Annotated in this window: 23 protein-coding genes and 1 riboswitch; of the genes, 20 read left to right on the top strand and 3 right to left on the bottom strand. The window is 39.0% G+C overall.

Annotated elements, in window-relative coordinates; genetic code table 11:
* Positions 1–129: 129 nt before the first annotated feature.
* Positions 130–280: riboswitch (cyclic di-AMP (ydaO/yuaA leader) on the top strand.
* A 171-nt stretch (positions 281–451) separates the two neighbouring features.
* Positions 452–1,711 carry a cation:dicarboxylate symporter family transporter gene (locus QUF78_RS02185; protein WP_289323408.1) on the top strand — a complete coding sequence of 420 codons (1,260 nt, stop codon included), beginning with the start codon at positions 452–454 and terminating at the stop codon, positions 1,709–1,711.
* A gap of 60 nt (positions 1,712–1,771) precedes the next feature.
* Here QUF78_RS02185 and QUF78_RS02190 read toward each other — a convergent pair whose 3' ends face one another.
* Entirely contained in the window at positions 1,772–2,515 is a 744-nt protein-coding gene (locus QUF78_RS02190) for a class I SAM-dependent methyltransferase (protein ID WP_289323409.1), read from the bottom strand.
* A 212-nt stretch (positions 2,516–2,727) separates the two neighbouring features.
* Between QUF78_RS02190 and QUF78_RS02195 the strand changes: the two genes are divergently transcribed.
* The 3 genes from QUF78_RS02195 (at position 2,728) to QUF78_RS02205 (ending at position 6,492) form a co-directional block, all read left to right on the top strand.
* The gene (locus tag QUF78_RS02195) at positions 2,728–3,501 is read left to right on the top strand and encodes a hypothetical protein (protein ID WP_289323410.1); all 774 of its coding nucleotides are present in this window, start codon (positions 2,728–2,730) and stop codon (positions 3,499–3,501) included.
* 368 nt (positions 3,502–3,869) lie between these two features.
* On the top strand, positions 3,870–4,952 hold the full coding sequence (locus QUF78_RS02200) for a D-alanine--D-alanine ligase (protein ID WP_289318747.1): 1,083 nt from the start codon (positions 3,870–3,872) through the stop codon (positions 4,950–4,952).
* Positions 4,953–5,109: 157 nt separating this feature from the next.
* Entirely contained in the window at positions 5,110–6,492 is a 1,383-nt protein-coding gene (locus tag QUF78_RS02205; protein ID WP_289323411.1) for a UDP-N-acetylmuramoyl-tripeptide--D-alanyl-D-alanine ligase, read from the top strand.
* A 207-nt stretch (positions 6,493–6,699) separates the two neighbouring features.
* On the opposite strand, the gene QUF78_RS02210 is transcribed toward QUF78_RS02205, so the two are convergent.
* Complete coding sequence (locus QUF78_RS02210; protein ID WP_289323412.1) at positions 6,700–7,851, bottom strand: PP2C family protein-serine/threonine phosphatase; 1,152 nt, start codon at positions 7,849–7,851, stop codon at positions 6,700–6,702.
* A 1,254-nt stretch (positions 7,852–9,105) separates the two neighbouring features.
* Between QUF78_RS02210 and cshA the strand changes: the two genes are divergently transcribed.
* From cshA to QUF78_RS02225, 3 genes are all read left to right on the top strand, one after another.
* On the top strand, positions 9,106–10,605 hold the full coding sequence (gene cshA / locus QUF78_RS02215) for a degradosome RNA helicase CshA (RefSeq protein WP_289323413.1): 1,500 nt from the start codon (positions 9,106–9,108) through the stop codon (positions 10,603–10,605).
* A gap of 215 nt (positions 10,606–10,820) precedes the next feature.
* On the top strand, positions 10,821–11,294 hold the full coding sequence (locus tag QUF78_RS02220) for a PH domain-containing protein (protein WP_289323414.1): 474 nt from the start codon (positions 10,821–10,823) through the stop codon (positions 11,292–11,294).
* Positions 11,287–12,759 (top strand): PH domain-containing protein, encoded by a 1,473-nt coding sequence (locus tag QUF78_RS02225; RefSeq protein WP_289323415.1) that lies wholly within the window; start codon positions 11,287–11,289, stop codon positions 12,757–12,759. Before QUF78_RS02220 ends, QUF78_RS02225 begins: the two co-directional genes overlap by 8 nt.
* A 23-nt stretch (positions 12,760–12,782) precedes the next feature.
* Here the strand turns inward: QUF78_RS02225 and QUF78_RS02230 are convergent, their stop codons facing one another.
* Positions 12,783–13,373 (bottom strand): rhomboid family intramembrane serine protease, encoded by a 591-nt coding sequence (locus QUF78_RS02230; protein WP_289323416.1) that lies wholly within the window; start codon positions 13,371–13,373, stop codon positions 12,783–12,785.
* Positions 13,374–13,480: 107 nt separating this feature from the next.
* Here QUF78_RS02230 and acpS point away from each other — a divergent pair, with 107 nt between their 5' ends.
* From acpS to QUF78_RS02295, 13 genes are all read left to right on the top strand, one after another.
* Positions 13,481–13,837: a holo-ACP synthase gene (gene acpS, locus QUF78_RS02235; protein ID WP_289323417.1), complete on the top strand. Its 357-nt coding sequence runs from the start codon at positions 13,481–13,483 to the stop codon at positions 13,835–13,837.
* Positions 13,838–14,074: 237 nt separating this feature from the next.
* Positions 14,075–15,079 carry a LolA family protein gene (locus tag QUF78_RS02240; RefSeq protein WP_289323418.1) on the top strand — a complete coding sequence of 335 codons (1,005 nt, stop codon included), beginning with the start codon at positions 14,075–14,077 and terminating at the stop codon, positions 15,077–15,079.
* A 255-nt stretch (positions 15,080–15,334) separates the two neighbouring features.
* A complete protein-coding gene (alr, locus tag QUF78_RS02245) occupies positions 15,335–16,486 on the top strand; it encodes an alanine racemase (RefSeq protein WP_289327212.1) in 1,152 nt (383 codons plus the stop codon).
* 160 nt (positions 16,487–16,646) lie between these two features.
* The gene (locus tag QUF78_RS02250) at positions 16,647–16,928 is read left to right on the top strand and encodes a CopG family ribbon-helix-helix protein (protein ID WP_034306380.1); all 282 of its coding nucleotides are present in this window, start codon (positions 16,647–16,649) and stop codon (positions 16,926–16,928) included.
* A 7-nt stretch (positions 16,929–16,935) separates the two neighbouring features.
* Positions 16,936–17,286: a type II toxin-antitoxin system PemK/MazF family toxin gene (locus QUF78_RS02255; RefSeq protein WP_034306610.1), complete on the top strand. Its 351-nt coding sequence runs from the start codon at positions 16,936–16,938 to the stop codon at positions 17,284–17,286.
* A gap of 438 nt (positions 17,287–17,724) precedes the next feature.
* A complete protein-coding gene (locus tag QUF78_RS02260; RefSeq protein ID WP_289323419.1) occupies positions 17,725–18,552 on the top strand; it encodes an RsbT co-antagonist protein RsbRA in 828 nt (275 codons plus the stop codon).
* Positions 18,553–18,554: 2 nt separating this feature from the next.
* Positions 18,555–18,911 carry an STAS domain-containing protein gene (locus QUF78_RS02265; RefSeq protein WP_289323420.1) on the top strand — a complete coding sequence of 119 codons (357 nt, stop codon included), beginning with the start codon at positions 18,555–18,557 and terminating at the stop codon, positions 18,909–18,911.
* A 3-nt stretch (positions 18,912–18,914) separates the two neighbouring features.
* A complete protein-coding gene (locus QUF78_RS02270; RefSeq protein WP_289323421.1) occupies positions 18,915–19,316 on the top strand; it encodes an anti-sigma regulatory factor in 402 nt (133 codons plus the stop codon).
* 9 nt (positions 19,317–19,325) lie between these two features.
* Positions 19,326–20,336, top strand: coding sequence for a PP2C family protein-serine/threonine phosphatase (locus QUF78_RS02275; protein WP_289318758.1), 1,011 nt, complete (start codon positions 19,326–19,328; stop codon positions 20,334–20,336).
* Between the two features lie 59 nt (positions 20,337–20,395).
* Positions 20,396–20,728 (top strand): anti-sigma factor antagonist, encoded by a 333-nt coding sequence (locus QUF78_RS02280; RefSeq protein WP_063236355.1) that lies wholly within the window; start codon positions 20,396–20,398, stop codon positions 20,726–20,728.
* Positions 20,725–21,198 carry an anti-sigma B factor RsbW gene (gene rsbW, locus QUF78_RS02285; protein ID WP_034306366.1) on the top strand — a complete coding sequence of 158 codons (474 nt, stop codon included), beginning with the start codon at positions 20,725–20,727 and terminating at the stop codon, positions 21,196–21,198. The genes QUF78_RS02280 and rsbW overlap by 4 nt, the downstream gene beginning before the upstream one ends.
* Positions 21,176–21,964 (top strand): RNA polymerase sigma factor SigB, encoded by a 789-nt coding sequence (gene sigB / locus QUF78_RS02290; RefSeq protein ID WP_289323422.1) that lies wholly within the window; start codon positions 21,176–21,178, stop codon positions 21,962–21,964. Before rsbW ends, sigB begins: the two co-directional genes overlap by 23 nt.
* Positions 21,961–22,572: a PP2C family serine/threonine-protein phosphatase gene (locus QUF78_RS02295; protein WP_289323423.1), complete on the top strand. Its 612-nt coding sequence runs from the start codon at positions 21,961–21,963 to the stop codon at positions 22,570–22,572. Before sigB ends, QUF78_RS02295 begins: the two co-directional genes overlap by 4 nt.
* Positions 22,573–22,607 lie beyond the last annotated feature (35 nt).

The raw sequence follows: 22,607 nt of genomic DNA on the forward strand, positions 1-22,607 counted from the left end.
AAATTGGGCAATGGAATTATAGATACAATAGTCAATGATACAGAATATTCAGACATATTTTAAGATTTTTTCAAGAATGAATGCGAATAAATATTTACAGATTAACGTTTTTAGTATAATATTTTATTATAAGTTAACTCGCTTAATCTTATTCCAAGAACGGGGGACCCAATATTGTGGATTTTATTATCCGCTAGGGGTGAATTCAGAAATGAAAGGGCATTTGTGTTTCCAATTCCTAACCCGACAGCTAACCTCGTCAGCGTCTTTAAGGGAACATGTGTGAATATTCACGCCAATAAGAAATCGACACATGAAGTGTCTTTTTTTTCGGCGTAAAGACAGAGTTTTTCAAAAAAAGAAAAATTACTTTCTTTTATTAGTATCTTGTTTCCCTTACCGAGACAAAATGTTTTTGCATCAAAGACTTTATGGAAGGTGAGGAAAGTATATGAAGAAATTTAAATTAAGTTTAGCTAGCCAAATTTTCATTGGTTTAATTCTAGGAATTATCGTGGGTGCCATTTTTTATGGTAATGAGACGGCTCAAAACTTTTTACAGCCATTCGGTGACATTTTCCTACGAATGATTAAAATGATAGTTGTGCCAATCATTGTATCAAGCCTTATCGTTGCTGTTGCGGGTGTAGGTGATTTGAAAGCAGTAGGTAAACTAGGTGCTAAATCACTATCATACTTTGTTGTGGTAACTATGATTGCGATTGCTGTTGGTTTAATTTCCGCGAATATCATTCAGCCTGGTGCTGGTGTAAATATGAATAATCTGGAACAAACTGATATCTCCACTTATGTTGATACAGCAGAAACTAAGCAGCATGAGTCGTTTGTAGATACACTTGTTCACATTGTGCCATCCAATCCAGTTAAAGCTATGGTAGAAGGCGATATGCTAGCGATCATTTTCTTCTCCGTATTGTTTGGACTTAGTATTGCGGCTATCGGTGAAAAAGGTAAACCAGTATTCCGTTTCTTCCAAGGAACAGCTGAAGGAATGTTTTACCTAACAAATATGGTCATGAAATTCGCTCCAATCGGGGTATTTGCACTAATCGGTGTGACCATCTCCAAGTTCGGTCTGGAATCTTTAATTCCGTTAGGTAAGTTAGCGCTTTCTGTATACGGAACAATGATTTTCTTTGTAATTGTCATTCTGGGTCTTATTGCGAAATTTGTAGGATTCAATATCTTTACGTTGATTAAACTTCTAAAAGAAGAATTGATTCTTGCGTTCTCTACAGCAAGTTCAGAAGCTGTTCTTCCGAAAATCATGGAAAAAATGGAGAAAGCGGGATGTCCGAAACATATTGCTACATTTGTTATTCCGACTGGATACTCTTTTAACCTTGATGGTTCTACATTATACCAAGCGTTAGCAGCTATCTTCATCGCTCAAATGTACGGAATTGATTTAAGCGCGTATGAGCAAATTACGCTAATGCTAGTGTTAATGATCACGTCTAAGGGGATTGCTGGTGTACCAGGTGTATCTTTCGTAGTTCTTTTAGCGACATTAGGAACAGTTGGTATTCCTATTGAAGGTCTAGCATTTATTGCTGGTATCGACCGTATTCTTGATATGGGACGTACAGTAGTAAACGTTATTGGTAATTCACTTGCAGCAATCGTCATCTCTAAATGGGAAGGTCAATTCAACCCTCCTTCCGATAAAGAACTAGAACAAGTTTCTTAATACAAAAAATCCAGAGTGATATGCCACTCTGGATTTTTTTTGAATTTTAAAAAATGTACCTTATTTTTGAACGATCCAGAAGCGGCAATCAGAAGGGAAAGCGTTTACATCATCGCTTTCATGGAATAATTCACTTCTGTAAAAGGTCTCGATGACTGTAAACCCTGCTTCTTCAAGGCCATCAAGTACTTCAAGTTGTGTTGGGATATGGAGGTAAGTATCTTTTTGAGGTGTCTTTCCGAATGTGAAAATATCCCCAAACTCATAAAGCCTCTCATCTTGTTTACCTTCACACCAAATAATTTCCTCTTGTTCCCAGAAATTCATATAATATTCGTTTTTATCACGGTCGTGTGTTGTGAAAATGAAAATGCCTTCTGGTTTTAAAATACGATTGATTTCTTTTAAAGCTAATGTACGGTTTTTTCGCTGGGGAATTTTCATTAAACCATTAAAAGCGAAGATTGCTTTATCGAATGATGAATTGTTGAAAGGGAATTTCGTTGCATCTCCAAGGATAAAGGGTATATCCAGGTTATATTCGTACGATATTTTTTCGGCTTCATGAAGCGTGGCAGGTGTTATATCGAATCCCGTTATACTTTGAAATCCTTTTTTATACAGTGCAAATGTGGATCTTCCAGTTCCACAGCCAATATCAAGGATTGTATCATCCTGATATAAATATTTTTCGAATGCATATTTTTCTGATTGCCAAAGATCTAAATTTTTTGTTGCATCAGCATAAAGTGAAGCGGCCTCATGTAAAGAATTATTGATAAAACCTTTTTCAATTTTATCCATCGTCAATTCCTCCAAATTTTAATTTTTTCCATAATATAGATATTTGATATTGTCGAACTCGTTCCTTGACCTTATAGGTAATATAGAGACGGGTTTCACATTATATAGACGATGCTGATGATGATTAATATTCTGGGTTATATAACTTACGTGAAAACCCAAAAGTTTGATAAAATAACATTAATGATTGAGAGCTCGGAGGGGATCAGGTTATGAAGAGTGATAACAATGATATCTTATATATGCATATGCAGGCTTCTGAACGGTTTGTCCTTTTTAATGGACTCAATTTCCGCGAATTTGTTTATTCGTTGCCATATACCATGGATTCCATCTTATTATTGAAACATCAATTCGATGGTGGGGAATACAATTTGAATGTCCTGCTTGAGAGCGCTTCATCTGAGGATATTGCGAAGCTCGTTAAAGAAAATGTCCGGGCATATGGAGATTTCTGTTGGATTGATTTTGAAGAAGCTGAAGGGCTGGATGAATTGGATGGCAGGGAAATAGCGGAACTTTTATATTTAGGGCATGCTAAAACCCATCTGGAACCTCCATTTTTCCGTAAATTGAATAATCAATTTGTGTACCTTGCCCAGGATGATGGCTGGTTCAATAAAATTTATTTTCGTTCTCTTTCGACATATTATATGATGTTAGGAAGCTTGATTCCGTTAAAGCTGGAGCCATTAAAAGTGGAGAGGTCGTGGCTTGGAATCAGAAAGAAAAGAGAACTGACGGCCATCCCTCCAGAAATGATTTCTTCTTTGGCTCATATTCTGGCAGAGGGGCTCATTTTTTCCTTTCGGCATGTTAAGTACTCGAGAACGAAGATTGAGATACCAGCATGGGTCGTAGGGGATTATTTAAATATGGATGAGATGCATGATGACTTTTCGGATAGAAATATTAAGGAGCCGGATGTCTTTATTACGTTCAATCGAAAAGAAAAAGTATGGGAAAGCATTATAAAAAATATATAATTATCCTGATTATCCTAACTTCCAGATTCGTGGATTGGATTATTAAACTCCTGGAATATTTCAGGTTTAAGACTTACTATCTCATGCATAAAAGATTAGAGAGGACGACGCACTGAAGTGGGTTGGCCTATAATCATTGGAAAAGCATCAATGATGGAAGTTTCGCTTTACCCCGCATTAACAGGCTGTAAGGGAACGGATGGCAAATGTAATGAAAAAGAAATGTGGTGGGCCAACAGCCTGTAAATGCCCGATTGGCTCAACTAACCATCATTGGAAAAGCATCAATGATGGAAGTTTCGCTTTATCCGTTTTAGTGTAAAATGATACAATGAACATGGTTAAAAGAATATTGGAGGGTAATACTCATGAAAACTAAACTTGGTTTGCTTTATGGTGGAAAATCTGCGGAGCATGAAGTTTCTATGCAGACGGCTTTAGCAGTCATTAAAGCTCTCGATTTAGCAAAGTTTGATATATATCCGATTTACATAACAAAAGAGGGTTCATGGATTAATGGACCGAAGTTGACAGGACCAGCTGAGAGTGTGGAGGCTTTGACTTTTTCACCGGAAAAATCGAGCTCGCCTCTTGCCTTACAAGCGCATTCAACTGATGAAAATAGTGAATCAACAGGGTATGACGTAATTTTCCCATTGCTTCACGGACCAAATGGAGAAGATGGAACCGTGCAAGGGATGCTGGAACTATTGAATCTTCCTTATGTGGGTAATGGCGTTTTAGCCTCATCAGCTGGAATGGATAAGGTTATCATGAAAAATATTTTTGCCCAGGCGGGACTACCTCAAGTTAAATATACTTGGTTCATTCGTTCTGAATGGGAGAAAAATACTGAAAGCGCCATTAAAAAGGTAGCGGATGAATTGGGGTACCCATGCTTTGTCAAACCCGCTAACTTAGGCTCGAGTGTCGGTATCAGCAAATGTAATGATGCTGATGAATTGGAAAAAGCGGTAGTGGAAGCTTTTCAATTCGATAGGAAGATCATCATTGAAGAAGGGGTAATAGCTCGTGAACTCGAGTTTGGCATCCTTGGTAATGATGACCCGTCTTGTTCAGTGGCAGGGGAAATCATCCCTAAGAAAGATTTTGCCTTCTATGATTATTCAGCAAAATACGTTGACGGTAATTCCGCAATGGTCATCCCAGCGGAGATAAAGGAAAGCGAGTATGCAGCTTTATCCGAAATGGCCATTACGGCCTTTAAGTCATTGGATTGCTCTGGATTGGTTCGAGCTGATTTCTTCTTGACGGAAGAGGGCCAAATCTATATTAATGAAGTGAATACAATGCCTGGGTTCACTCCATTCAGCATGTTTCCGTTATTGTGGAAACACACAGGTGTCGACTATCCAACATTAATTGAAAAACTCGTGAAACTTGCCTTGGAACGTCATCAAGAAAAACAACAAATTAAATATACAGTTTGACCATGCAGGTAATGTATCAGTAAACTTCACAATCCTTCAAAAATTGATTTGATGGATCCAATCAGCAGGAGCCGGTGCGATTTACACTGGTTTCTGCTTCGTTTGGTTAATGGAAGAAGAGAGCGGTTACCGGTTCGATGAATGTAGGAGGAGCAAAATGATAAAGAGAACGTTAAAACAAGTACATGAAATGGCAAATGGATTGAATGATATCACTCCATTCCAGACCATAGGGATCAATGGGGTTACCATCGATTCAAGAACGGTTAAGGAAGGTTGTTTGTTCATTCCTCTTAAGGGTGGGCAGGTTGACGGCCATCAGTATGTCAAGCAAGCTATAGCGCAAGGAGCGTCGGCTTCTTTTTGGCAAAGGGATGTTCCGAATCCCCCTAATGATTTACCGATAGTCATTGTTGAAAATACCGAAAAAGCACTTCAGCAATTAGCGCGTGCTTACCGTGAGCAATTGAATATAAAAGTCATTGGGATAACAGGCAGTAACGGTAAGACGACTACGAAAGATATGACGGCTGCATTGCTGGCGACTACCTATAAAGTTCATAAAACCAATGGTAACTTCAATAATCATCTAGGTTTACCACTAACGGTGCTTTCTATGGAAGAGGATACTGAAGCCGCTGTTTTGGAAATGGGAATGAGCAGCCGCGGTGAAATCGAGTTCTTATCCAAAATGGCAAAGCCAGATGTAGCGATCATTACCAATATCGGTGAATCACATTTATTGGATTTAGGATCACGCGAGGAAATAGCGAATGCGAAGCTGGAAATTGTCGAAGGTTTGGCGGAAGATGGAACGCTCATATATCATGGTGATGAACCATTGCTTCGCAGTCGAATCAAAAAGGATTTTCCTGATTTAAACGTAATATCTTTTGGACGTACAGAACAAAATGATTTATTTCCGCAGACTATTAACCAAGGGTCAGACAGTACAACGTTTACAATCGCATCTGATGAAAAGGAAATCGACTATGAGATACCTGTTTTAGGCCAACATAATGTTCTTAATGCATTGGCGGCCATCTTGGTGGCTAAAGAATTCCATGTAGATGATTCGGCGATCCGTAAAGGTCTGTTAACCATTCAGTTAACTAATATGAGGATGGAATTGGTCGAGGGTGCAAAAGGGCAGAAAATCATCAATGATGCGTATAATGCCAGTCCAACTTCAGTTAAGGCCGCTATAGAGCTGATTGAGGGATTATCTGGTTTTGAGAAAAAGATACTTGTACTGGGAGATATGTTGGAGTTAGGGCCACAGGAAAAAGACTTTCATTTGAAAATTGGTGAATTGATTTCAAGTGAGCGGATTGATAAGATCTTCACGTATGGTCCTTTGGCTGAATTTATTGCCAAGGGAGCGAGCAAGGCTTTTTCATCAGAGAAGGTTCGTCCTTTTCAAGATAAGCAGAAGCTTATTGAGGAACTTAAATCGTCAACACAGGTGAATGATATCATTCTCGTTAAAGCTTCTAGGGGCATGAAGCTGGAGGAAGTCGTTCAAGCCTTGCAAAAATAAAAAAGAGTAGAAAAGCCGTTTCTTTTTTTAACGGCTTCAGTAGAAAAGGGGTTCGGAATTGAAAATTCAGAACCCCTTTTGGAATTCCCTTTATGTGAGAACGGTTAAAATTTAAAAACCTAAAAAGGAATGCAGACAAACTCAATTATTATCGAGTTAGTCTATAGTCTGAAGGCCGTTTCTATGAAACGGCCTTTTTTATCGTATTTAAAAAAGTGTCCCGGCAATAATGCAGATATCATCGTTAATAACTGAATGCCTCATCCTTGAAACCAAAAGCTCCTTAAGAAGGTCATGTGTATCGAGATGTACATTTTCGATAAAGTCCATCTCAATATTGTCAGATCTGTCAATGGCAGAAGGTCCCGGCGTTTTAGAGAGTCCATCTGTATAGATGATGAAACGGCTTCCTGGTTCATAATGAAATACTATTTTTTTAATGGGCATTTCAGGAATTAGTCCTATTGGGTTAGACCCTTCATTTAAATTGAGGAGTTGATTGGTGCATGGGGAATACAAAAAGGCTGAAGGAAGCCCGCAGTTCACATATTCGATGAGTCTATCCTTTGTATTCACGTATGCAATGAAGGCTGTATAACAAACATGGTTTTTATTTTCCCTTTTAACTCCTTGAAATAGATTCTGCATATGTTTGTTCAGTTCCTTCGTTATAAAAATAGGGTCTTTTACACGTTTGATAAGCTCAGGAATCAATGTTCGTATGGACATGTAAATAAGTGCTGTATGAATGCCCTTTCCCCATACATCGATCATTATGAAGCCGTATGTCCTGTCATCAACTTCCGTCCAGTAAAATAAATCCCCCGACAACTCACTGGAAGGCTGGGAAAGACCTTTGACCTCTATATCTTCTTTATTGATCGACAAAGGTAAACCTGAAAGTTGAAAGTCCTTTGCAATTCGCAGGCTCCTTGCTGATTTCTGGTTAATCTTTTCAAGCTCATGCCCCTTCATTTTTGCTGAAAACAGTTGCATGCTGATGTTTTGGAGTGATTTTAATTTAATCCTGACTTCTACTGAATCGGCAGGGACTGCCATGGTTTCATAAAAGGTCCTTTTTGGCAACGCCGGAGGGGGCCTCATTCCTTTAGTACGTTTGTAAATAAATAAGATAGGGATATCATGAGATTCAGCTAAGGCGAACAACGAGGTTTGCTGCCAAGAATCTTTTGATATGTGTAAAGGTAAAATAAATAATGATTGCATTAAGTCCGTTGAATCCTGGAATAGATCACTTTGATTGAGTGGATCCTCCAAAAAGGTGACTTTCTTGTTCAGTGACTCTAACATCAGACCAAAATCCTTACATAAAGGAACATCTATTGTGTATATATTCATATAACCCCCCATTAATTTGTTGATAGGTCAATCATACTGCATTTAGGCTGATTTACTATAATTTTCGGGTGAATTAATGGAAATTTCGAACTTTAGATGATCTTATATACCTGGAAATGTAAAGGGGATTGGTAGTAAGCCCTATCTTTTTCAATGGGAGTAAACGAGGAAGGTACCCAATTTTTTTGAATAAAACCTCCTGCAATAGGATTGTTGAAACTATTTCATTAAAACACATATCATGTATATAAATAGATGTTCGTTTTGTAAAATCATTTAATATTTCCGCTCCAATTTTAAGAATCCATTTACTCATAAATGGATATAGTAACTACGGTAATCCTAGAATCAGACGATGTAGCATCTCTAAAGGAAAAATAAAAATCAATCGGAACATTTTAACCCTTTATTAAATGGCACATTGAATGAACATGCTATATTCTTTCTCAAACGTATCAAGACAGCCATTTCCATGTAGGAATATACCAATTTTCCTATTTTTGAAACGATCTAAAGTTTTTAGTAACCATGAATGGGGAGATATCCTTTATTGCAATAACAGTTTGAAAATGGTAATATGAAGTATGAGTTTAAATGTCTTATCATTGATGATTATTTAGATTAATCAGGTTGAGGCAACAAAATTGTATGTTCTTACATGTTTCATGAGTTCATTCTTGAGATTATTTTAGATTAAATAGGCCGCGCGTCTGGTCATATATAAAAGCTGCATCTCTTGGCGGCTTTAGTAGCTATTAGGGAATCAAGCCGCATATTAGCGCTTTTCCACTTCTGCAAATCCTCAACGCACCGGGCCTGTTTTGTATAAGAATCTTGGCTCTCGTCAAGTTTTGTTCATACAGTCTTTTTAAGTCTGATGAATAATAGGTGCAGCAGCCCTCACCTGAATAAAACGGTGAAACACCCGTTTATGCTACTTTTAATTTTCCATATTGAATTTAATTTTGGTTACATGTACTTTTAAAAAGATGAGCGTATGTTAATGATAAGTTTACACGTGCGCGAAGTTAAAAATGCCAGTGAATGTTCGTGCTGGTATATTTCCTTTTTAAAAAATCATATTGAGTTCATTTGAACTAAAAGGCAGACATACTTTTAGGTGATAATGATAAACTTTTTCATAAGAGATAAAGTAGAACATCCGTCATGATGATGAGGATTTGAACAAAAACATCTGTGCATGATTCATGAATGCACGTGTAAATTTACGATATAAAAAGGAGTACGAAAACATTGACATTGTTTAGCGAATTAGGATTAGATAGAACGTCTATGAAATCAATAGAAAAAATGGGTTTTGAAGAAGCGAGCCCGATTCAATCCCAAACGATACCACTAGCACTTGAAGGTAAAGATATCATTGGTCAAGCGCAAACAGGAACAGGTAAAACCGCAGCATTCGGTATCCCATTGATGGAAAACATCGATATTAATAACGAAAACGTGCAAGGGATTGTTATTGCACCTACACGTGAGCTTGCCATTCAAGTTTCTGAAGAACTTTTCAAACTTGGTTACGGAAAACGCGCTCGTGTATTAGCGGTTTATGGTGGACAAGATATTGACCGTCAAATCCGTGCTTTAAAGAAAAAACCACATATTATCGTTGGTACACCTGGTCGTCTTTTAGATCATATCAAACGTAAAAATATTAAATTGGGCGGAGTTCACACTGTAGTTCTTGATGAAGCGGATGAAATGCTTAACATGGGATTCATTGAGGATATCGAATTGATCCTTTCAACAGTTCCTGACGAAAGGCAAACATTGCTTTTCTCAGCTACAATGCCTGATCCAATCCGTAAAATTGCTGAAAGATTCATGCGTGAACCCGTTCTTGTTCGTGTAAAAGCGAAAGAAATGACAGTGGATCGTATCGAACAATATTACTTGGAGTTAAAAGAAAGTGAAAAGTTCGATACACTGGCACGTCTTTTCGATATTCAAACACCGGATCTTGCCATCGTCTTCGGACGTACGAAACGCCGTGTGGATGAATTGGCTTCTGCATTGAATATCCGCGGTTATATGGCTGAAGGCATTCATGGTGACCTTAGCCAGGCAAAACGTCTTTCCGTTTTGAAAAAGTTCAAAGAAGGAAACATCGATGTACTTGTCGCTACTGATGTGGCTGCACGTGGACTTGATATTTCCGGCGTAACTCACGTATACAACTTTGATATCCCTCAAGATCCGGAAAGTTACGTTCACCGTATTGGACGTACAGGACGTGCGGGTAAACACGGTATTGCCATTACGTTTGTAACACCAAGGGAAAGAGGCCAACTGCATGCGGTTGAACATACAACGAAAAAACGTATGGAGAAACTTAAGACTCCAACGTTGACTGAAGCGTTGGAAGGTCAACAAAAAGCAGTAACGGAAAAAATCCTTACTACAATCGAGAATGATGATTTATCATTATACCTTGGTCAAGCGGAAGAATTACTACAAAAACATAGCGCGGCGGATTTAGTGGCAGCTATGCTTAAATCAATGACAAAAGAACCGGATCAAACGCCAATCAAGTTAACGGAAGAGTCTCCATCTCCAATGCGTCGTAATCGCGGAGGAAGCAGTTCTTCTAGTAACAGACAGCGCAATGGCCGCAGTTCTTCAGGCAGAAAAGATTACGGTAGCGGGGCAAGTAAACGCCCAAGCACGAACCGTAAATCGAATGGTTACGGAAACCGTAGCACGAGCCAAAAAAGAGAAAAATCAAATAAGATTTAATTGAATTGGAAATGCCGCTCAATTGAGCGGCATTTTTTTATGTGCATCTCCATATTCCATGGTTTCCAAATGAGTTGCGGTTTTTGGATGAACTGTTCAAAGACTTTGTTTGAAAAGTGGTTAAATCCCAGCATTTAATTATAGTATAATGGATGAAAGTGAAGGATGGATGATGAAGATTCATTCAAAAATACCTTGACGGAAGAGGAGAAACCATGGAACCCGAAAATCGCATATCGAATAGGGCCTTAACCGTATGGAAAATCAGTGGTCTTATAAGCTGTTCAATAACTTGGATTATAAGCATTGCCGTACTCGTGCTTACAATCATTTTTGATTGGACATATTGGATATTTGGAGCATTGATCATAATTTCGATAATCCAATCCTATCTGTCCATTTTTCTCATTCCTTCGGTGAAATGGAAGAGATGGCGTTACGAAGTAAAGGATACGGAAATTGATATCCAAAGTGGTATTTTTGTCATTAAAAGAACACTCATACCGATGATTAGGGTTCAGCATGTTGAAACGAAGCAAGGTCCATTATTAAGAAAATATGATTTAGCTTCCGTTGAAATTTCCACTGCCGCGACCCTTCATGTCATACCTGCCCTGGACCTTGAAGAGGCAGATGAACTGCGGCACTATATTTCCAGAATGGCGAGTGTGGAGGAAGAAGATGTCTGAACCTAAAAGGCTTCACCCCATAGCTGTATTGCTTAACATTATTAAATCAATCAAGGAGTTAGTTATCCCTTTTTTATTAGTAATCGTTATTCCTGGGAAGAATGAAGGGATTCCTGGCTGGATTCAGCCGCTAGTCATTTCCGTTATTATACTTTTTCTGATAGTTATTGCATTCCTACAATGGTTTCGTTTTACATATCGCATAGAAGAGGGCGAATTCAGAATTGAGTCCGGAGTATTCGTAAGGAAGAAACGGTATATAAAGTTTGATCGAATCCATAGCATTGATATATCAGAGGGTATCATCCAGAGGATATTCAGGCTAGTGAAGGTGAATATTGAAACTGCAGGCGGATCTCAGGCCGATGCTGTATTATCAGCCATAAGAAAAAGTGATGCCCAGCGAATCAATGCTTTTATAAACGAGGAAAAAAACAAAAATACGAATAACCCTCTTGATAAGGATAAATATGAAGTGGCGGGTTATGAAGATGCAGCAAAATCGGCATCCGTTTTTAAACAGACACTGCCGCAATTATTCGTTATGGCTGCCACTTCTGGGGCGGTAGGTGTCTTTTTATCTGGAGGAATCGCTTTTATTTCCCAGTTTGATGAAATGATTCCTTTTGAACGGATATTTAAGGATTATGAAGATTTCATTGGAATGGGAACCATTATTCTGTCCGTGCTTGGCCTTGTGGCCTTATTGGTGGTTTATGTACTGGCTACATTAAGTATGGTAATTAAATATGCTTCTTTTACAGTGATAAAAACGGATGATGAAATCGTAATTTCCAGAGGGCTTCTCGAGAAAAGACAGCTGACAATCCCTATCCATAAAATACAAGGTATCCGGATCATGGAGAATTTCGTTCGAAAGCCATTGGGTTTGGCGACGGTTTATCTTGAATATGCAGGAGGCAGCATGGAAGATAAAGAAAGTCTATCCATCATGCTGTTCCCTTTGATCAAGAAGGGGCATTTACCTGAAAAAATCCTGGAAATTTTACCTGTTTTTCAAACAACCACTGAGATGAAGCCGATCCCTAAGCATGCGCTTTCCCGGTATGTGTTTCGCAAGGTTATATACATCATCCCGATAATCGGAGCTTTGGTATGGTTTGTCAAACCTTGGGGTTTACTTTCCTTTTTGATTGTACCGTTGGCGATCTTTTGGGGTTACATGCAATATAGAGATGCAGGGTGGAGTATCGAAGGGAATTTGTTGCTATTGAGCAGCCGTTTTTTCTCAAAGCAAACATTGATCATGCAGAGAAGCAGAATTCAATCAATCACGTATAAAAAAAGTTGGTTTCAGAATCGAAAAGAATTAGCTACGATTTCAGCATCGATTAAATCTGGAGTTACTTCCAGGGTCGGCATGGTTGTGGATTTAGAAGAAAAGGATTGCCTAATAATTAAATCATGGTATTTGCCAAAAAAAGCAGTCGACTCCAATGATTGAAAGTAAAGAGTCGGCTGTTTGTCCTACCATTTTTTTCTCAAGTATAATGGAGCTGTTAAAGCGCCGGTTGTAAGACCCGCCAAATGACCGACAACGTTAATCTGTGGTTGGATGAATGTCATGATAATGGCAATTCCGGTCAGTGTATATACTGTATTTCTTTCGTTATTTGTAAAATTTGTTTTATTAAACAGTACAAGGTAAAGGAAGAAACCGAGTAAACCAAAAATTGCACCGCTGGCACCTACGTGGTTATATGTCAGTGGTTTAATCAGGAAGGTTGCGATATTAGCAAGGATTCCGGTTGTTAAAAAGAAGATTGAAAACTTTATGGATCCAAGGGATTTCTCCAGGAATGGACCAAAGATGGCAAGTGAGAACCCATTAAACAGTAAATGTGTAAACGTGCTATGTAGAAAGATGGGGGTGATCAAACGCCACCATTGTCCATCGGAGATGTATAAGTTTACACCTGTGCCGTAATAAAAGAGTACATTGCCGGGAAATATGGGGAAAAGGATGAGAACGAAAACAATCATCATAATGAGTATGAGCACAGTCACAGCTCGATATGAATTGGCGTATTCGCGGAAGCCTTCTGTTCTTGTAAACATAAATTCCTCCTTATTATTTTTATAATTAGATACAATATTATCATTTTCAGGTAAAAGAGTCCTCCTAATGATATGCAACTTATTACTTTAATAGAAGAGGTGTCAAAGTGATTAAAGGTATAGGCGTGGACATTACTGAGTTGGATAGAATGGAAACACTGATTAATCGGCAACCCCGTTTAAAGGAACGTATATTGACAGAAAAGGAAATCTCGATTTTCGAAAAGTTAAATGGAAGAAGGAAGGTCGAGTATTTTACTGGACGTTTTGCAGCAAAGGAAGCTTTTTCCAAAGCATATGGTACGGGGATCGGTAAGCACTTGTCCTTTTTGGATATCGAAATCACATCGGATGAAAAAGGAAAGCCAGTGATTTCAAAGCCGTTTTCTGAAGGGGTCCATCTTTCGATTAGCCACAGCAGGGATTATGCTGTGGCTCAGGTCGTAATTGAAAGGGTGAATTGAGTTTTGTCCAATCGGGTCATAAACCTTAAGGTTGTCTCATATACATTTAGTGCTATAGGGAGACAAGGCCCGGTAAAAGGTACATGGCAGAGTAGGTGCTCTCGAAAAGTTTTTAGCCCGGATCGAACTGGTCCGTGGCTGAAATACCGAGGAAACTAAGACATCAGTCGAGCCAATGTCCGGATCCTGCCTTTTCCTCTCCCTTTTACGTTCAAATGACAAAAAGGGGTTGAAAAGATGAAGAAGATGTTAATGCTTTTTGCAGGGATCATGCTCTTGCTTGCTCTTTCTGCTTGCGGCCAAAAATCACAGGGTGACGTAGTGAGTGAATTGAATGAGAAGCTTGGCGAAATGAAAGGATATAAAGCTAACGCGAAGATGACATTAAAGATGGGGACGGAACCTCAAGTGTATAATGTGGAGATTTGGCATAAGGACCCTTCTTTTTACCGCGTAAATCTTAAAAATGAAGAGAAGGATCAAAGCCAGATGATTTTGAAAAATGATGATGGTGTATATGTTTTGACGCCTGCTTTGAATAAAAGCTTTAAATTTCAAAGCGAGTGGCCGGAGAATAGCAGTCAGGCTTATTTGTTCGAGTCGTTGGTGAAAGACATTACGGAAGATAAAAGTGCGACATATAAAGAAACGGATAAACATTATGTCTTTGAAACGAAAACGCGCTACCAAAACAATAAAATGTTGCCATTTCAAGAGATTACTATAAACAAAAAGGATTTATCTCCAGTCAGTGTAAAAGTCATGGACCCCGATAAGACCGCATTAGTCCTTGTTGAATTTTCAAAAGTGAAATTCGATACGACTTTTGATAAAGATTCATTTGATATGAAGAAAAACATGACAAGTGCACAACTTGAAGCACCTGTTATGGCAGAAGTCCAAAAAGAAGGGTTTGCGGTGAAATACCCAGAAAATATTGGTGATATGAACTTAACGGAAGAAAAAGAAATTGCAACGGAAAAGGGAGAACGTGTCGTTTTGACCTATGAGGGTACAAAAAGTTTTACATTGGTTCAGGAAAAAGCTGAGGTAGTCCAAACTTCCGTTTCGACGAATGTAAATGGGGAGCCGGTTGATTTGGGTTATACAGTCGGAGCCATGACAGGAAATACGATTGCATGGACTTTTGAAGGTGTGGATTATATGCTTGCATCAAAGGACTTGAAACAGGAAGAGATGATAGAAGTCGCCCGTTCTGTTGGGGGAGATCCAGTCAAATAGGATTACATAACAAGCTGATGTTTCCCGTCTCCTCATGAAGGCTTCTTCTGGGAAGGATAGGCGGGGAAGCAGCTTGTTGACATTTTAGATCCTTCCATTTGGTATGGGTTGGCAAGCTGGAAAATTAGATTCAAGGTGAAAAAGCACTTTATCTTTCTATCAGTTGGTTATAGAATGGTCCTATAATGAAACGAAAACTTCGCTACTGGGAAGAATCTTACTGTGAGTGCAGGAAAGAAGGAAATGGGCTTGGAAATGAAAGTATTTCATCGAGATACGTGGGCAGAAGTAAATTTGGATAATATTATTGAAAATATCTCTTCATTGAAAAAAAGACTGGGAAATGGCGTTAGTCTTTTCGCTGTCGTTAAAGCGAATGCTTATGGCCACGGGGACTATGAAGTGGCTAAAACGGCACTTGAAGCGGGGGCTGATTTTTTAAGTGTCGCTTTTTTGGATGAGGCACTTGCTTTACGGAAAAAGGGAATATTGGCTCCAATTCTTGTACTTGGGGCATCGAGGCCTGAAAGTGCAGCACTTGCTGCCGAGTATGGGATTTCCGTGACGGTTTTCGATGTAGCGTGGTTGGAGAAGGCAAAGGATTTATTGAAACCGGGACAAGTTCTGCAAGTTCATGTGAAAGTGGATAGCGGCATGGGGAGAATTGGCATTCGTGATGAAGGTCAACTCCTGAAAGTGGAAAGTTTGCTTAAGCAAGAGGTGTGTTTCAACTTCCAAGGGATATTCACACATTTCGCGACGGCAGATGAATTGAATACCGACTTTTATGAAAAGCAGCTTGCTTCATTTAAAGGGATGCTTTCCGCATTGATTACAAAGCCAGAATATATTCATGCAGCCAATAGTGCAGCTTCTTTAAGGTTTACCGATCCTGAATGGAATGCAATAAGAATGGGGATTTCCATGTATGGTTTAAGCCCTTCCATGGAAATGCAGCCGATATTGCCATTTCCCTTAAGACAGGCTATATCTTTAAGAACGAAGATGGTCGCGGTTAAACAGCTTGCTAAGGGTGAAAGCGTTAGTTATGGGGCAACTTATACGGCTGAAGGTGATGAATGGATTGGGACTTTGCCAATCGGTTATGCTGACGGCTGGATCCGTAAACTGCAAGGTCAGGAAGTTCTTGTGGATGGAAGCAGAGTACCGATTGTCGGCAGGATTTGCATGGATCAATGCATGATCAAGCTACCTGGACCATTCCCTGTAGGAACAGAGGTCACACTCATCGGGAATGATGGTGATGAATCGATTACTGTTGATGAGATAGCGGCAAAGCTGGAAACGATCAATTATGAGGTAACATGTATGATAGGTGCAAGAGTGCCCCGCATATATATTAAAGATAATCAGTTGAAACATGTACGTAACTACATCTTGGAATGACAGGATTGTAAATAAATCCTAAGATTGTGAATAAGATTTCCTTTATTATGCTGATAATAGGATTGAGAATAGAATATACTCTTTGCAGATAGGCATTTTAATGGTAATATTGAAAAGGATATATAATAAAGGTGTGTAGTGATGGTGGAGGTGTATGTTTGTGTCTGAATCCAGCGCAACAAGAGAGATATTAATTCGATTACCTCAAAATTTTTTAACAGAGTTAGATGGGTATGCGAGTGAAGAAAATGTAAATCGCAGTGAATTTATTTATCGTGCCACAAAAATGTATCTTCGCGAACGTAAAAAGAAAGAGTTTCGTGAATCGATGAAACGCGGTTATATTGAAATGGCGGCCATTAATTTAACGATTGCTTCTGAAGCCTTCCAGGCTGAATTCGAGGCTGGTCATTGCGTTGAACGATTAGTTAGCGGAGGCTGAGCCATTGATTGTTGTTAAGCGTGGTGACGTATACTTCGCAGACCTTTCCCCGGTAGTCGGTTCAGAGCAGGGTGGAACCCGTCCGGTACTAATTTTACAAAACGATATTGGTAATCGCTTTAGTCCGACTGTGATCGTGGCAGCCATTACAGCTCAAATTCAAAAAGCGAAATTGCCTACGCATGTTGAGATTAATGCAAAAAAGTACGGATTCGAGCGGGATTCCGTCATTTTATTAGAACAGATCCGGACAATTGATAAGCAGCGATTAACTGATAAAATTACGCATCTTGACGAACCAATGATGCAAAAGGTCAATGAAGCTTTGCAAATTAGTTTAGGCCTCATTGAGTTTTAGAGAAAATTTTTCCCGTTAAACCGGGCGTTATTATAATACAAATCTTTCTTGATGTTTTTAGATGGCACGATTCCTGCGACGGTGGGAATCGTGTTTTTTTTGTCGAAATAACATGCCCCAAATTAAGTAATACAGAGGATGACTCTTCTTGCATATTATTATGAATGTACTTAATATTACAGCAGGATATATATAAAATTTGACGAATAAAATCAGTATATAATTAGAAATTGGATAGAATCCTCCTAACTTTTCTTTGAAATGATGTTTTCCTTACCTGAATTTTGGGTATGTAGTTATGTTGTAAATACTTAAATAAAAGCAAAAGTGTAAAGGAAAACCCAATGGAAAACTAGATGGGAAAAACATTACAGTTAGTTAACATCCTTGTGACGAGAACAGGGGAACATAGCAATTGTGTTAGAATGGGAGGATATTATGAATCAATTGGTTTACGATTTTATTAAGCAAAATCAAGATTACATCCTTACTGAGTGGATGGGCATCATGAAGGAAAGTACAGACGAAAGATTAATTAAAGTCGTCTCCGATCGAATGTTCACGCAAACGAGCAGTGAATTCATAGATATGATCATCACGAATGTTGATAGTAAAAACAAGGAATTCACATTGAAGCTTTCAGATTTTGCCGAGAAAGTAATCCAATTGGGATGGCCTCTCACTTTCGTCAATGAAGGTCTTCATAAATTCACGTTAATTGTCATTAATGGTATGGTGGCCAAGAGTCTGGTGACCCCTGATAATCAAGTCAATCTTGTTAACCATTTGGATAAATGGGCAACTCCAATAAATAATGAAATAGTCAATATTTATACCCAAACTTGGGAAAGAACTGTTTCTATGCAAAAAATAGCCTTGCAAGAACTTTCGGCTCCGCTCATTCCTGTATTGGAAGGCATTACGGTTATGCCGCTGATTGGTACAATTGATACAGAACGTGCCAAACAGATAATGGAGAACCTGTTGACTGGCGTTGTTAAGCATAGATCTGAAGTTGTCCTTATCGATATAACGGGTGTGCCTGTCGTGGATACCATGGTTGCTCATCATATCATTCAGGCAGCGGAAGCAGTCCGATTAGTGGGTGCAAAATGTATACTCTGCGGCATTCGCCCTGAAATAGCTCAAACCATCGTTAACCTAGGAATTAATTTAAATGAAGTGATTACAAAAAATACATTAAAAAAAGGGATAGAAGTTGCGTTGGAATTAACGAGCCGTAAGATTGTAAAGGTGGAGGGATAAGTATGAGGATTCCGATATTAAAGCTTTATGACTGCTTGTTAGTCTCTATACAGTGGGAATTGGATGATGAGACAGCCCTTCAATTTCAAGAGGATTTATTGCATAAGATTCATGAAACAAGCGCGAATGGCGTAGTTATAGATATTACCTCAATAGATTTTATAGATTCCTTTATCGCAAAGGTATTAGGCGATGTCTTTAGCATGTCTAAGCTTATGGGGGCCAAGGTTGTAATTACGGGGATCCAGCCTGCTGTTGCAATAACATTAATTGAACTGGGAATTAGTCTCGATGATGTTCTGACAGCATTAGATCTAGAGAAAGGCCTGGAGAAATTACAACAGGAATTGGGGGATTAAAGAATGGAGTTCCAATCCTGCGTAAAAATCATAAATGAATGGGACATCGTAGCTGCAAGGCAGCTCGGAAGAAATGTCGCTAAAGAGTTGGGGTTCGGCACTGTAGACCAGGCAAGGATCACAACGGCTATAAGCGAATTGGCCCGAAATATATACCTATATGCTGGACAAGGCAGTGTTAGCATAGAGAAGCCAAATAAAAATGGGAAGTCAGGATTGAAAATCATTGCAGAGGACAAAGGGCCGGGAATTGAGGATATCCGGAAAGTCATGGAAGATGGATATACCACCTCAGGGGGACTGGGGGCAGGCCTTCCGGGAGTCAAACGTTTAATGGATGACTTCGATATTGAATCGATACCAGGTGAAGGGACTAAGATTGTCGCTACGAAATGGCTCCGTTAGGGGGGGACTATGGATATTAGGGAGAACATGGAGAAAAAGTATCATGAGGCGCTTTCTACTTATCTTAAAGACCAAAATGAGCAAGCACTCTACCAAGGGCAAAAGATTAGCCGCCTACATATTAAATACAATATATCTCCTGAAGAAATCATCAGTATGCATAAAAATAACTTAATGGAACTTTACCCGGAATTACCGGGGAAAGTATTGGATTCTTTCGATTTTTTGCTGGAAGTCATGATGGGCTATGGCATAGCATACCGTGAACATCAAAGCCTTAGACATCAACAGCAGGAACTGAAAACGGAAATTGAGATTGCGGCAAACGTTCAACATACTCTTTTGGAAACGGAAATTCCTGATATCAAAGCTCTTGAAATTGGGGCGATCAGTGTTCCGGCCAGACAGATGAATGGAGATTATTATCATTTTGTTCAAGATGAAAATGAGCGAATCGGGGTAGGGATAGCTGATGTCATAGGAAAAGGCATTCCTGCTGCATTGTGCATGTCGATGATTAAATATGCGATGGATAGTCTTCCGGAGCATCGACATGAACCGAAAAGCGTGCTTGAGAGTTTGAACCGTGTTGTGGAGCATAATGTGGATCCAAGCATGTTCATAACTATGTTCTATGGTTTATATGATCCGCATGACAGGCAATTTTCCTATGCTTCAGCTGGACATGAACCTGGATTTTACTATGATGCCGCTACAGGTACATTCAGCGATTTGGATGCAAAAGGTTTGTTGCTTGGAGTTGATAAAAAAACAAGGTATCGCCAATATGAAAAAACGGTGAATGGCGGAGACATGATCATTTTATTATCTGATGGAGTAACGGAGTGCCGGACGAATGATGGGTTTATAGAAAGGGAAACGCTTATTGGTTTCATTAAAAAGAATATGCACTTACAAGCCCAGGAAATGGTGAATAATATATATAAGCAATTGGAAAAAATGCAGAACTTCCAACTGCGGGATGATTTCACATTAATAATTTTAAAATCAAATGTTTAGTATTGTTTTCGCTGGGTATAGATATAAGAAAGATGAGCATTTAAAGAGGTGGGTCAAGGATGAATATAACTGTAGATGTTAATGAATTAAATACTGAATTTATTGTAAAACTAAAAGGTGAAATCGATGCCTATACTGCACCAAAACTAAGGGAATCACTATTTCCGATTTCAGAGCAGGACAATGTTTCGATTACTATTGATTTAACCGAAGTTTCCTATATGGATAGTACGGGACTTGGGGTATTTGTCGGTGCTTTTAAAAGCGTAAGGGCACATAATGGCGAATTCACTTTAGTTGGGTTATCAGAAAGGTTACGACGTTTATTTGATATTACTGGTCTTGCAGATATCATTGATATAAAAAGTGGTACAGAAGGTGGGTTAGAATGAGTCAAGTATATGATTACATCGAAATGAAAATACCTGCAAAACCGGAATTCATCGGTGTCATTCGTTTAACGCTTTCTGGAATAGGTAGCCGGATGGGGTTTGCGTATGATGAAATTGAGGATTTGAAAATCGCAACCAGTGAGGCTTGTACAAATGCAGTACAGCATGCATATAAGGATTCCGAAAAAGGTGAAGTGAAAGTGAGTTTCGGGCTTTATCCTGACCGTTTGGAGGTCATGGTTTCTGATAGCGGTAAGAGCTGTAATTTCGAAGAGGTTCGTCAAGGGCTCGGTCCATACGAAAATGGACAAAAAGTCGAACTCTTGAGAGAAGGAGGCTTGGGTCTTTACCTCATTGAAACTCTGATGGATGATGTGAAAATTCATCAGCATGACGGGGTTACAGTATTTATGACTAAGTTTTTAGAAGGAGAGCAGGTGGAGATGGATGCAAAAACAGTCTCAACCTAATCAGGCACAAAAAGAACAGGTAAATGAATGGATTAGAGCTTATCAGCAAGACCAAGATGATGAAGCACAGAGCAATCTAGTCATCCATTATAAAAGTTTGGTTGAAACAATCTCCCGTAAGTACGCGAAAGGAAAATCGTTTCAGGAGGATATCTCCCAGGTCGGCATGATTGGTTTATTAGGTGCCATCCGACGATATGATGAATCCTTTGGTAAGAGCTTTGAGGCATTTGCCGTCCCTACTATAATTGGGGAAATCAAAAGGTTCTTGCGTGACAAAACTTGGAGTGTCCATGTGCCAAGAAGAATAAAGGAACTTGGTCCAAAAATCAGGGTGACTGTCGAGGAATTAACAACGACACTTCATCGTTCACCAAGAATAGATGAAATAGCCGATTGTATAGGAGTGACTGAAGAAGAAGTTTTAGAAGCGATGGAAATGGGAAAAAGCTATCAAGCTTTATCTGTTGATCATTCTATTGAGGCGGACTCTGATGGCGGTACTGTCACATTACTTGATATATTCGGTAATGTCGATGAAGGTTTTGAAAAGGTCAATCAGCGCCTCGTGCTCGAAAAGGTGCTGCATGTGTTAAGTGACCGTGAAAAGATGATCATTCAACATACTTATTTAGAAAATTTAAGTCAAAAAGAAGCTGGCGATAAACTTGGAATTTCTCAAATGCATGTGTCGAGACTCCAGCGACGCGCGATCAAGAAACTTCAAGAAGCGATTAATGCTGAAAACTCGGAGTTAATTCAGTGATCAAAGATATTCTGAGGGGAGAAAGAATTGAAGTCCTTGTCTCTCAATCCTCAAAAAACGGGATGGTTTATTGTGGTGATGATTACTTCTTTCTTCATACGAAAGAGTACTTTGTGTGTGTACTGGCTGATGGGCTAGGTAGCGGGAAAAACGCTTACGAATCTTCCCATGCCGTCATCGAGGAAGTAAAACGTAATCATGAGTTGGATGTAGAATCACTAATGGCAGTGTGTAATCAAGTTTTAATCGATAAGCGGGGGGCCGCCGTTTCCATTTTGAAGATATTTTATGACAAGAATGAATTTGTATACAGTTCAGTGGGTAACATCCGCTTTTTTCTGTATAATCCAAGGGACGACAAACTAGTTTACCCTTTACCTGTTACAGGGTATTTATCCGGCAGGAAACAAAAATACCGGACGCAGAGCTACAAATTTGAACCAAATGCAAAATTCATTCTTCATTCCGATGGTTTAGAACTTAAGGGAGCTAAATCTTTTTTAAAAAGGCTGGTCCCTATCGATAAGAACGCCAAATGCATTTTAGAAAGCAGTCCAACAACTGCAGATGATACAACTTTCATTTTAGGAAGCTTACTTTCGTCGTAATTCGGAAGTGAGCTTTTTTGTGTTGAATTCGCAAC

The organism is Peribacillus sp. ACCC06369 (genome assembly GCF_030348945.1).
In the GTDB taxonomy this organism is placed as follows: domain Bacteria; phylum Bacillota; class Bacilli; order Bacillales; family DSM-1321; genus Peribacillus.